The 12,205-nt window shown below is 74.1% G+C and carries 6 protein-coding genes; 1 reads left to right on the forward strand and 5 read right to left on the reverse strand.

The genetic code is table 11. From position 1 onward, the window contains the following. Positions 1 to 13: 13 nt before the first annotated feature. The 5 genes from ABGB17_RS01205 to ABGB17_RS01225 form a co-directional block, all read right to left on the reverse strand. Positions 14 to 6,358 carry an MFS transporter gene (locus ABGB17_RS01205; RefSeq protein WP_347625786.1) on the reverse strand — a complete coding sequence of 2,115 codons (6,345 nt, stop codon included), beginning with the start codon at positions 6,356 to 6,358 and terminating at the stop codon, positions 14 to 16. Then, complete coding sequence (locus ABGB17_RS01210) at positions 6,355 to 8,154, reverse strand: non-ribosomal peptide synthetase (protein WP_347625787.1); 1,800 nt, start codon at positions 8,152 to 8,154, stop codon at positions 6,355 to 6,357. Before ABGB17_RS01210 ends, ABGB17_RS01205 begins: the two co-directional genes overlap by 4 nt. Before the next feature lie 260 nt (positions 8,155 to 8,414). Then, the gene (locus ABGB17_RS01215; RefSeq protein ID WP_347625788.1) at positions 8,415 to 10,241 is read right to left on the reverse strand and encodes a hypothetical protein; all 1,827 of its coding nucleotides are present in this window, start codon (positions 10,239 to 10,241) and stop codon (positions 8,415 to 8,417) included. Then, positions 10,226 to 10,981: an ABC transporter ATP-binding protein gene (locus tag ABGB17_RS01220; RefSeq protein WP_347625789.1), complete on the reverse strand. Its 756-nt coding sequence runs from the start codon at positions 10,979 to 10,981 to the stop codon at positions 10,226 to 10,228. The genes ABGB17_RS01215 and ABGB17_RS01220 overlap by 16 nt, the downstream gene beginning before the upstream one ends. Next, a complete protein-coding gene (locus tag ABGB17_RS01225) occupies positions 10,978 to 11,583 on the reverse strand; it encodes a TetR/AcrR family transcriptional regulator (protein ID WP_347625790.1) in 606 nt (201 codons plus the stop codon). Before ABGB17_RS01225 ends, ABGB17_RS01220 begins: the two co-directional genes overlap by 4 nt. Before the next feature lie 136 nt (positions 11,584 to 11,719). Between ABGB17_RS01225 and ABGB17_RS01230 the strand changes: the two genes are divergently transcribed. Beyond that, complete coding sequence (locus ABGB17_RS01230; protein WP_347625791.1) at positions 11,720 to 12,190, forward strand: hypothetical protein; 471 nt, start codon at positions 11,720 to 11,722, stop codon at positions 12,188 to 12,190. The last annotated feature ends 15 nt before the right edge of the window (positions 12,191 to 12,205 follow it).

A 12,205-nucleotide genomic window follows, 5' to 3' on the forward strand; every position in this document is an offset into this window, starting at 1 on the left:
CTGTACGTCCGGCTCACCGCCCCGCCGCGGGCTCCTCCAGCCGGGCGTCCGAGGCCCGCTGGAGCTCGTCGCGGTCCCAGGTGACGACCGCGCCGGGGATGGCGTCGGGCAGCACGTCCTCCATGCGGCGCAGGGTGCGCCAGCGCAGGCCGATGACCGTCAGGGCGATCAGGGCGGCGCCGAGCAGCACGATCATCAGGGCCATGCCCCGGCCGGGGCCCGTGCCGAGCAGCCCGCCCGCCGTCCCGGCCAGCGGGCCGCCGGGGGCCATGGCGGGCTCGAACAGGGCGTCGGCGAGCGCGCCGGCGGCGAGGTAGCCGAGGGGCTCGGTGAGGTTGGCGGTCATGCGGTTGGTGGCGAGCACCCGGCCCTGCAGCTCCATGCCGACCTTGAGCTGGATCATCGTCTGCCAGTGGCCGTTGATCAGCGCGATGGACGCCATGACGAGGACGAGGCCGATCACCGGGTACGGAGGCTCGGGACGCAGCGCGGCGACCACCATGCCGACGCCGGTGAGCGCGGCGAAGCCCACCATGCCGGTGGCGCGCCGCTCGAAACCGCCCCACAGCGCCATCACCGTGCCACCCGCGACGCCGCCGAGCGCGCCGGCCGTCGTGGCGAGGCTCAGCGTGCCCGTGCCCGCGAACGACAGCACCATCGGCGGCAACAGCGCCAGCGCGAAGCCCAGCATCAGGTTGTACCCGAGGAAGAACACCACCATGGCGACCAGCGGGGGACGCCGGGCGATGTACCGCAGGCCGCCGGCGATCTCCTTGCCGATCGACTCCTCGCGCCTGCGGAACAGCAGGTCCGGGAAACGCACCGCGAGCAGGGTGACGGTTGCGGCGAGCGTCGTCGCGAGGTCCGCCAGCATGGCGCCGCGAAGGCCCGCCGACGCGATCAGCACCCCGCCGAGCAGCGGCCCGCCCGCCTGGCTCAGCGCCGTCACCACCTGCAGGACCCCGTTGGCGCGGGCCAGGTACCGCTTGGGGATCAGTTGCGCGGCGGCCGCCAGGTACGCCGGCTGCTGGAACGAGGTGGCGACCGAGCCGAGCGCGGCGGCCACGTAGATGTGCCACACCTGCAGCGACCCGGTGGCGAGCGTCACCAGGCAGAACCCGGTGCCCGCGGCGTTGACGGCCTCCGCCGCGATCAGCAGCGTCCGCCGGTTCCACCGGTCGGCCGCCGCCCCCGCGAACGGCAGCGCGAGCAGCCCCGGCAGGAGCGCGACGACCAGGATGACGGAGAACTGCGTGGCGCTCCCCGTCTGGAGGTACACCCAGATGCCGAGCGCGAACGCCAGCGCCCTGCTGCCAGTCATGGACACAAGCTGACCGGCCGTGACGAGGGCGAACCCCCGCAGGTTCGCGGCAGGAGTGCGCGTACGGCGGCGCGGCGGGCGGGCCGCGGGAGCGGACACCACCGGAGGTGGCGGGGTGGGGGGAGTCCCGTCCATGGCGTGGGAGGGATGGAGCGGGGCTTCGGCCGGTGCCGCATTAGGGGTGGGAGAAGAACTTGGTAGGGCGGGGAGCGGATGCGGCGGGCCGGACGGAGAACCCGGTAGGGCGGGCAGAGGATCCGGCGGACCGGACGGAGAACCCGGCAGAGGGGGGAGGGGATCCGGCGGACCGGACGGAGATCCCGTTAGGGCGGGGAGAGGATGCGGCGGAGCGGGCGGAGACCCCGGTAGAGCGGGGAGCGGATCCGGCGGGGCCGGCTGAGCACTCGGCGGGGCCGGGAGACGGCCGGTGCGAGTGGTGTCCGTGGCCTTGTCGTGGCCGGCCGGGGTTCCGGCCGGAGTGGTGCCGAGCAGGTGGTCTGCCCAGCCGGTGATGGCGGCGGCGAGGAGGTCGGGCTGGTGCTTGAGGAAGAAGTGGCCCGCGGCGGGGATCACGGCGAGGGCGGTGTCCGCGCACAGCAGGTCCCACTCGCGGTACCGCTCCTCGTGGAACTCGGTGATGCGGTCCCGTTCGCCGACCACGGCGAGCGCCCGCAGCGTACGGGGGCCGGGGGAGGAGCACAGCCGGGTGTACAGCTCCTCGGACTCGCGCGCGTCGTGCCGCACCGCGCGTAGCGTCAGGGCCTGCTCCCGGGGGTCCAGCACGCCGGTGAGGCCGCCGATGCCGCGCAGCGTGTCGCGGTACAGCCGGTCGGAGCGCCAGCGGTCGCTCGGGAACAGCCGCGCCCACAGGTCGAACAGCCGTCCGGGCAGGCGCGGCGCGGGGAACGCCCCGCCGAGGACGACGCCCGCGACCTCGCCGCCCGACGCCTCCACGCGCCGCGCGACGTCGTACGCCAGCGCCGCGCCGACGCAGTGGCCGTACACGACCACCGGGCCCTCGACGGTGGCGGCGATCTCCCGCGCGACACCCTCGGCGGTGACGGCGAACGGTTCGAGCGGCTGGTCCGGCCGGGCCGGGTCGTGGCCGGGCAGGTCCACGGCGTACAGCGGGAACTCCGGCGGCAGCGCACGGGCCAGCTCGGCGTACGCGGCCGCGGTCCCTCCGCCGAACGGCACCGCGACCACCGTCGCCGTGACCCGCGCCGCCCGGCCCGCGCCGGGGAGCCGCCACAGGTACCCGCCGGCGGCGCCCTCCCCGAGGTGGTCGGCGAGCCGCCGCACGGTGGGGTGCTGGAAGATCGAGATGACCCGCACGTCCTCACCGATCCGGCGGGCCAGCCGCATGGCGGTGAAGGAGTCCCCGCCCGACTCGAAGAAGTCGTCGTCGATGCCCACCTCGCCGAGCCCCAGCACCTCCGCCCAGATCCGGCACATCCTCGCGTCCCGCGCGTCCCGCGGCGGCGTCGCCGCCTGCCGCCGCACGACCGGCGCGGGCTCCGGCAACGCCGCCCAGTCGACCTTGCCGTTGGGAGTGAGCGGCAGCCGCTCCAGCACCGTCCAGGCCCCCGGCACCATGTACGGCGGCATCGCGCCCCGCGCGAACTCCATCAACTCCACCGCGTCCGAGTCGGCAACCGCCACGGTTCCCGCACGGCCGTCCGAGCCGCCTCCCGGGAAGGTTTCGGTGTCGGGGTCCGCCGTGGTTCCCGTGCGGCCGTCCGAGCCGCCTCTGGGCACGGTTTCCGTGCCGGGGTCCGCCGTGGTCGCCGCGTGGCTGTCTGAGTCGTTTCCCGCGAAGGTTCCCGTGCCGTTTCCCGCCGGGGGGACCGTCATGGTCGCCGTGCGGCCGTCCGAGCCGTCCCCGGGGGAGGTTTCCCTACGGGGTGCCGGCACGTAGTAGGCCGCCAGGAACGTGCGCCCCTCCCGGTCGCGCCGCACGTCCACCGCGACCTCGGCGACAGCCGGGTGGCGTCGGAGCACCGCCTCCACGTGCGACGGTTCGACGCGGTGCCCGCGGATCTTCGCCTGCCGGTCCAGCCGCCCGAGGAACTCCACCGCGCCGTCCGGCAGCAGCCGCGCGCGGTCGCCGGTGCGGTAGGCCCGGGCGTCCACGGAGAACGGGTCACGCACGAACCGGGCCGCGCCGTCCGCGGCGAGGTACCCCCGGGCCACGCTGCCCCCGGTGATCAGCAGTTCCCCGGCCGTGCCCCGGGGGACCGGGCGCAGTTCACCGTCCACGACGTGCGCGCGGGCGTGGTCCAGCGGGAACCCGAGGGGAACGGCCGTCCCGCGCCGCGCCGAGGCCGGGATCTCGTACGCCAGCACCGACACGGTGGTCTCGGTCGGCCCGTAGTGGTTCCACACCGCCACCCCGGGCCGGGCCGCGCGCACGGCGTCCACCAGGTCCCGCGGGCACGGCTCCCCGGCCAGCACGAGGAACCGCGCGGGCACCACGTCGGCCAGCAGGCCCGCCTCGGCGACGGCCTGCAGATGGCTCGGCACCAGCTTCATGAAGTCGATCGGGTGCCGCCGGAAGTAGGCCGCGAACCGCCCGGGGTCCGCCGCCTCCTCGTACGGCAGCACGTGCAGCGTCCCCCCGGTCGCCAGCGCACCGAACAGGTTCGTCAGCCCGAGGTCCGCGGCGAACGTGGACACGATCGCGAAGTGCAGCCCCTCAGGCACCCGCATCCGCGAGAGGACGGAGTCCAGGTAGGCGGAGAAGTGCCGATGCTCGACCACCACCCCCTTGGGCCGCCCCGTGGACCCCGAGGTGAACAGGACGTACATCTCCTCCCCGGGACCGGCACCCACGCGCCCGCCGGAATCCTCCTTCCCGGCCCCGTGCTCGGTCCCGGTTCGTCCGGCCGGGGGTTCTGCTCCGGTCCGGTGCTCGGTCCCGGTTGGTCCGGCCGGGGGTTCTGCTCCGGTCCGGTGCTCGGTCCCGGTTGGTCCGGCCGGGGGTTCTGCTCCGGTCCGGTGCTCGGTCCCGGTTCCTCCGGCCGCGGGTTCTGCTCCGGCCCCGTGCTGTGCTCCGCTTGGTCCGGCCGGGGTTCCCGTTCCGGTCCGGTGGTTGGTCCCGGTTCGTCCGGCCGCGGGTTCCGCTCCTGCCTCGGGTCCGGAGCGTCCGGCGGTGCCCTCCGATCCGTCCCGGGCGGCCAGGTCCTCGATCCGCGTCACCGCCACCCCCTCGGGTACGGCCGTCGCGTCCACCTCCGCGTGGGTGAGCACCACCTCGGCGCCGGACGCCTCCAGCACCGCCGCGAGGTGGCCGGGCGGCATCGCCGGGTCGAGCGGCACGTAGCTCACGCACGCCTTCAGCGCGCCGAGGATCGCGGCGACGTAGTCGGGCGAGCGCTCGAACAGCAACGCCACCCGTCCGCCGGGTGTGGCCCGGCCGCGCAGGGAGGACGCCAGCCGCCCGGCCCGCTCGTCGAGTTCCCGGTAGGTGACGGCCTCCTCGCGGCACCGCACCGCGACCCGGCCGGGGGTGGCCGCCACCTGGGCGTGGAACCGTGCCAGCACGGGCGTCGTGTCCCGGGCGGGGGGTGCCGCCGCGGGGGCCGGGTCGCCCGGCGGCACCGGGGGCAGTGTGCCCGCGGGGGCGTCCAGGTCGGTGAGCAGTGCTTCGAGGACGGCCACCAGGTGGTCGCCGAGCCGTGCCACCAGGTCCGGCCCGAGCAGGTCGGTGGCGTAGGTGAGCGTCACCCGCAGCGAGTCGCGGGCGTCCACCACGGTGCACGTCAGGTCGAACTTGGCCCGCGCCCGCGCGACGTCGAGCGGCAGGATCTCAAGACCCGGTACGCGGGCCTCGACCTCGGTGGCGGGGTAGTAGTTGACCATCACCTGCGCGAGCCTGCCCGTGCTGAGGTCGCGGTCCGGGCCGAGCTCGGCGACCAGGTGCTCGAACGGCACGTCCTGGTGCCCGAGGTCGTCCAGCGTGTGCCGCCACACCCGCCGCACCAGGTCCCGCCGGCTCTCCGGGGCGCCGAAACCGAGCCGCAGCACGATCGTGTTGACGAAACAGCCGACGAGCCGCTCCGTCTCCACCCGGTCGCGCCCCGACACCGGCGTCGCGACCACCACGTCCCCGGTGGCGCAGTGCCGGTGCAGCACGTACCCGAACGCGGTGAGCAGCAACGCGAACGGCGTGACCGCGGCGTCCCGCGCGGCGGCGTGCAGCCGGCGCCGCACGTCCCCGCCGAGGTGAACGTGCAGCTCGGCGCCGTGGTCGGAGCGCACGGCGGGCCGCGGCCGCTCCAGCGGCAGCTCAAGGACGGGCGGCGCGCCGGCCAATCGTTCCCGCCAGTACGCCTGCGCGGCCCGCCCCTCGCCGGACTCCAGCCGGGCCCGCTGCCAGGCCGCGTGGTCGGCGTACTGCACGGGCAGCGGCGGTTCTGCCACCCCCGTGTACCCGCGGAAGATCTCCTCCATCAGCAGCCGGCACGACCACGCGTCCGACGCGATGTGGTGCACCACCAGCAGCAACGCGTGGTCGTCCTCGCCGAGCCGCGCCAGCGTCACACGCAGCGGCGCCTCCCGTTCCAGGTCGAACGGCCGTTCCGCGAGCCGCGCGAACAGCTCCCCGGCCGCCGCCGCCCCACCGGGGGACAGGTCGGCGAACTCGACGGCCGCGCCGTCCATGTCCGCGACCAGCACGGGTTCCCCCGGCCCGGGCAGGCACCTGGTCCGCAGCACCTCGTGCCGGGCGGCAACCGCCGCCACCGCCGCGCGCAGGGCCGCGGCGTCCAGCGGCCCGCGCAGCCGCACCGCCTCCACGGTGTTGTACGCGGGGCTCTCCGGCCGCAGGCACTGCAGGAAGTAGTGCCTGCGCTGCGCGAACGACATCGGCAGCACACCGGACGAGCGGTCGATCACCGGGATGGGCGCCTCAGGGCCCGGGGGAGCGGGCGGGCCGCCGGCCGCGGGCGCCTCCCGGTCCCGCATCATGCGGCCGAGCCTGGCGCGCTGCTCGGGCGACAGGCGGCTCAGGCGCTCGGCCAGCGACGGCTCGGTCATGACGTGCCCTCGGGGTGGAGGTCGCCCTCGCCCGTCCCGTCCAGGGCGTCGAGCAGCGCCCGCAGTTCGCCGGGGTCCTCCGCGAGGAGCCGGTACTCCATGATCATCATGGCGACCCCGGTGACGGTGGCGGCGGTGAACAGCTCGCGCGGGGACAGCCGCACGCCGAAGTCCTGCCAGATCCTGGACAGCAGCCTGGTGGCCGTGATCGAGTCGCCTCCGAGGGCGAACAGGTCGTCGGCCGCGGACACCCGCTCCACGCCGAGCAGCTCGGCGAATCGCGCGGCCACCCAGCGTTCCTCCTCGCCGGACGGCTCGGCGAACGCGGGCGCCGCCCGTCCGGCGAGCTCGGTCAGCGCGGCCCGGTCGACCTTCCCGGTCCGGGTGCGCGGCAGCTCGGCCACCTCGGCGAACCGCGCGGGGATCATCGCGGCCGGCAGCGTGTTCGCCAGGTGCCGCCGCAGCTCCGCGATGTCCAGGTCGCCGGCGGGCACGACGTACGCGGTCAGGCTCGCCGAGCCGTCCTCCGTCCGGGTCGCGGCGACGAACGCGTCCCGCACGGCCCGGTGCGCGCGGACGGCCCGCAGCACCTCCGCGGGGTGCACCCGCACCCCGTTGATCTTCACCTCGTCGTCCGCCCGGCCCACGACCACCAGGTCGCCGTTCCCGTCGACACGGCCGAGGTCGCCGGTCCGGTAGGCGATGACCCCGTCGCCGAGGGCGGCGAACCTGGCCGCGTTCTCGGCGGGCATCCCGAGGTAGCCGTGGCTGCACGAACGGCTCACCAGCACGATCTCCCCGGTGTCCACCGGGTGGTCCAGCCGTTCCCGCACCAGCGCGGCGTCGAGCGCGGCCCCGGGCTCGACGAAGCAGTACCGCGTGCCGGGCACCGGCCGGCCCGCCGGGACGGCCGCCCCGGCCTCCGCGTCGTCCGGTATGCGGTTGTACACGGTGGCCTGCCCGCTCTCGGTGGAGCCGTACGAGTTGACGCGCAGCGCCGTGTTCGGGAACAGGGCACGCCACCCGGTGAGCAGGTCGCCGCCCGGCGGCTCGCCCACGAAGAACACCGCCCGCACCGCCGGGCACACCACGCGCCCGTGACGCAGCCACGCTCGCGCCACGGACGGCACGGCCGTCACCACGCTGATGTCGCGCCGGGCCAGCCACGCCACCGTGGCCTCGGGTTCGGCCGCCGCGCCCTCCTCGGGCAGGACCAGCGTCGCCCCCGCCGCCAGGGGCGGGAAGACGTCACGCAGCCCCGCCTCGAAGCTCAGCCCGGTGAGGAACGCGAACCGGTCGCGGCGCCGCACGCCGAACTCCGGCCCGAACCACTCGGCGAAGCCGCCGACCGCCGCCGCCGAGGTCAGCACCGGTTTGGGTGTGCCGGTGGACCCCGAGGTGAAGTAGACGAACGCCGCGTCGGGCGGCACCCCCGGGTGCCGGTGACCGCCGAGGCGCAGCACCTCCGTGCCGTCCACGAGGAACTCCGGCCGCGCCAGGTCGAGGAACACCGCCCGCCGCTCCGCCGGCGTGTCCGGGTCGATCGGCACCACCGTGCCACCCGCCGTGAGCACGGCGAGGAGATCCAGCACGAACTCCACCGACTTCACCCGCTCGACCGCCACGAAGGCCCTGCGCACCCCGTGCGACTCCAGTTCGAGCGCCCGCTCCTCCACGAGCTTCGCCAGCTCCCGGTAGGTGACGGCACGCTCACCCTGCTCCAGGGCGACCCCTGATCCCGGGTCGTCCGCGTGGCGGTGGATCAGTTGAACGAGACGGCGTTTGGTGTCTGTCACAGATTGCCTCGCAAATCGCACGACCCGGCGGCAACGGGCGGGTCCAGGGAGGACGGGGATTTCCGCGAAGATGACGCACCAACGGCTCCCATAAGCGACATAAACGCATATTTTTAGCGGCGGCGCCTCCAGGCCACATACGCTGACTTCGAGGAATAGGAGTTGTGGGATGCCTTTCGGCATTAGCGGCCTTCGCGGCAGAGGTTAGTTAAGCAGCCATCTGCCGCGGATGCCGGGAAAAGGGAGGAAAAGGAAAACGATCAGGCGGCGGGGACGGTGGCCCGCTCGCCGCCGGGCTCCTTCGCCGCGACGGCCTTGCGGCGGAACGGGATGATCACGGCGGTCGCGTAGATGGCGACACCGAGAGCGATCATGAACACGATGGTGGGCCACTGCCACGGCTCCGGCAGGTACAGCGCGAGGAACCACGACCGGGCGCCCCCGCCGTTCACCTTGAAGATCGCCGGGACGACGCCCTGCGGGAACAGGGGGATCGCGCCGATCGAGTAGCACACGCCCACGATGACGCGGTCGCGGCGCGGCAGGTTCTCGAACCGGGTCCACTTGCGCGGTTCTCCCTGCGCCAGAGGGGGACGGCGGCCGGTGCGCATCGTCTCGAGCAGCTCGGGGCCCCGGGCGAGCAGGCCCCGCTCGGCGAGCGTCCCGAACCCCCAGTAGCAGAGCACGCCCGTCACGACCCCCACCGCGACACCCGCCCAGCCGTACAGCGCGGCGACCACCGTGGCGGGGACGGCGGTGACCGCGGCCAGCGCGAGCACGGCGTACACCATGCCGGTGACCGCGCCGTCCTCCTCGGTGGAGCGCAGCGGGTTGCCGCCGCGCCTGTGCGGGTCGGTGCCGGGGATCAGCGCGTACACCGACGCCAGCGGCACCAGCCCGGCGCCGCCGCCGAGCAGCGCCACCAGCAGGGCGATCATCGCGGGCCAGTGGCCGTCCACGACGGCGGTCAGCACGATCGTGAGCACCACCGCCACCGGCGCGACGGTCAGCAGCCACGCGTGCTGCCGCCCCCGCACGTCCCTGGCGCCCGGCGTCATGAGGGTGAGCCACAACGCGGTGCCGTCGGTGCCGTACAGGTTGGCCGACATGGCGGCGGCCATCACCACGAAGATCGGCCCGGCCAGCGGCAGCATGTCGGGGATGCCGATCAGCAGCGGCGCGGCGGCGAAGAACACCCCGTACGCCAGGGCGAAGGTGAGCTGGTGGGTGCGCACCAGGTCGCGCGACCAGGTGCGCAGCTCCTTGGCGAGCACGGCGCCGGACGCGGTGGCGGCCCGGATCGGCACCCGGCCCCTCGGGGCGGTGCGCGCCGCCCCCGCGCGCCGGGTCAGCAGCGCCGCCCACGCGGCCAGCAGCAGCGCCACCAGTACCGCGAGCGCGGCGAGCGCCGCGCCCGTCCGAGCCCAGTCGCCCGCCCCTGCGGCCTCCACCGCGACGACGCCCCAGCCCGACGGCAGGTGGCGTGCCACCTCGCCGACCACCGGCGGCACGCCGCCCGACTGGCCGAGCGCCACGAACACCACCCAGATCTGCCCGAGCAGCGCCAGGATCAGGCCGTTGGCCAGCCCGGCGCCGATCGCGCCCACCCGCGAGCGAAGCGCCAGGCCGAGCAGCGCGACCGCCACCCGCGACACCAGGACGAACACCGCGAGCTGCAGCAACAGTGCGGGGATCGACACCAGCGCCGCGCCGGCGCCCAGCCGGGCCCCGTGGACGGTGAGCCCGGTCAGGGCGAGCAGGCTGATCGCGGGCGCCACGCCGACGAACGCCCCCGCCAGCAGCCCGGAGGCCAGGCGGCGCGGCGGCAGGCCGAGCAGGGTGAAGAACTCCGGGCGCAGCGTCTCGTCGCCGCCCCCGGCGAACGCCGGGCCGAAGATCCAGCCGAGCATCCACACCGCGTACGTGGCGGCCAGCACCTCCGCGCCCGACAGCCCGAGCCAGATCGTCGCGCCGGCCAGGACCAGGCCGGTCACCCCGCCCATCACGACGAAGCCCGCCCGCTGCCCGTTCATGGAGTGGCGCAGCACGGCCAGCTTCATCCTGACCATGGTCACCGCGACAGCCACGCCAGCTCCTTGCTCCCGCCGTCGGCCGCGCCGACCAGCCCGACGAAGGTCTCCTCCAGGGTGGTCCCGCCCCGCACCTCGCCGAGGGTGCCGGCCGCGGCGACCCGCCCCTTGTCGATGACCGCGACGTGGTCGCAGAGCTGCTCGACCAGCGCCATGACGTGGCTGGACAGCACGACGGAGCCGCCGCCGGCCACGAAGCCGCGCAGGATCGTCTTGATCGTCGCGGCGGACACCGGGTCCACGGCCTCGAACGGCTCGTCCAGCACCAGCAGCCGCGGCGCGTGCAGCAGCGCGGTGGCGAGGCCGATCTTCTTGCGCATGCCGGTGGAGTACTCGATGACCAGCGTCTTCTCCGCCGCGTCGAGCTCCAGCACCGACAGCAGCTCCGCCGCCCGCTGGTCCACCACCTCACGTGGCAGCCCGCGCAGCAGGCCGAGGTAGGTGAGCACCTCGCGCCCGGTGAGCCGCTCGGGCATGGCCATGCCGTCGGGCAGCACCCCGACGAGGGACTTGGCCCTGGCGGGGTCGGACCACACGTCCGCCCCGAAGATCCGCGCACTGCCGCCGTCCGGCCGCAGCAGCCCGACGGCCATGGACAGCGTGGTGGTCTTGCCTGCGCCGTTCTGGCCGACGAGCCCGTAGAAGGAACCTTGGGGGATGGACAGATCGATGTCGTCGACGGCGACTTTCTCGCCGAAGGCCTTGCGCAGGCGTGACGTCTCCAACGCGGGGGTCATGGTGTGCTCCGGGTCGCGAGCGTGAAGAGGGTGACGAGTTCGCGGGCGATGTCCCGCAGGTCCAGCTCAGGGTTCTTGATCATCTCAGCGGGCACGGCGTCGATGGCCCCGCGGATCGCGAGCGCCATCGGCCGCATCGCGAAGTCGCGGAACTCCCCGGTGCGCCGCCCCCAGTCCAGCACCTTCTCCAGATCGGTGAGCGCGGTCTCGTGCTGGGCGGCGTACGGCCCGGGTCCGCCGTCCTCCGCCCGCCCGTGCCCGACGATCTCCACAAGCGCGATCAGCGGCCGCGGATGCAGCCGCATGAAGTCCAGGTTCGACTCGATGTACGCCCGCAGTGCGCCCGCCGCCGTGGTCTCGGCCATGATCCGCGGCACCATCATCTCGGTCGCGATCCGGGCCACCTCCTCCACGACGGCCCTGATCAGCTCGTCCTTGCTCCCGAAGTGATAAATGATCACCCCGGTGCTCACCTCGGCCAGCTTGGCGATCTTCGCCAGCGACGCCTTCCCGTATCCGAGCGTCGCGATGGCGTCGACGGCACAGGCGACGATCTGCGCCCGCCGTGCCTCCTCGATGAACGTCCGAGCCTCTGACGGCACGTACAGAAATCTAAACGAGCGTTCAAACGATCACAAGTGCTATCACTGTCAGTGGTCAATCAACTACTATGAGTCGCGAGACGAGCCGTGCCGTGCGTCCGTCGAGCGGCTCCACCCCCCGCTTCGAGGAGAGATCATGCGCGACGCGCGCCCCCGTGCCGTACTGGCCGTCGTCCTGGCCGCACTCACGACCGCCGTCACCGTGCCCCCCGCCGCCGCGAGCACGGCACCCGGCCCCAGGTGCGACATGCGCTACCACGGCCCCCGCATCGAACGCGACCAGTTCGGCTTCTGGATCGACTACGGCGCCAAGAACTTCTGCGACCGTCCCGTCGACTTCTCCATGCGCGTCTCCCTGAGGCAGGACGTCGGCGGCGGCTGGATCGTCGTGGATCACGAGGTGAACCACGGCGTCAGCCAGACCCCCTGGGTGAACGGCACCATCCAGTGCCGCCACGAGACCCTCACCCGCTACAACTTCGTCGTGGAGGCCCGCGCCGACAGGCTGGAGTTCCACGTCCACCGGTGGCGGCGCGGTGCTTCCGTGCAGCCTGTAACACACCTCTCGAAGCCCGCCGCCGGGGTCGGCGGCGGGCCGGGGGAGTGAGGTCCGGAGGATCCT

Origin of the sequence: Sphaerisporangium sp. B11E5 (genome assembly GCF_039871875.1) — a bacterium.
In the GTDB taxonomy this organism is placed as follows: Bacteria; Actinomycetota; Actinomycetes; order Streptosporangiales; family Streptosporangiaceae; genus Sphaerisporangium.

Excerpts from the sequence above, each read along its gene's own strand:
- ABGB17_RS01205 (WP_347625786.1), bottom strand. The coding sequence starts at position 6,358 with ATGACCGAGCCGTCGCTGGCCGAGCGCCTGAGCCGCCTGTCGCCCGAG.
- ABGB17_RS01220 (WP_347625789.1), bottom strand. The coding sequence starts at position 10,981 with ATGACCCCCGCGTTGGAGACGTCACGCCTGCGCAAGGCCTTCGGCGAG.
- ABGB17_RS01230 (WP_347625791.1), top strand. The coding sequence starts at position 11,720 with ATGCGCGACGCGCGCCCCCGTGCCGTACTGGCCGTCGTCCTGGCCGCA.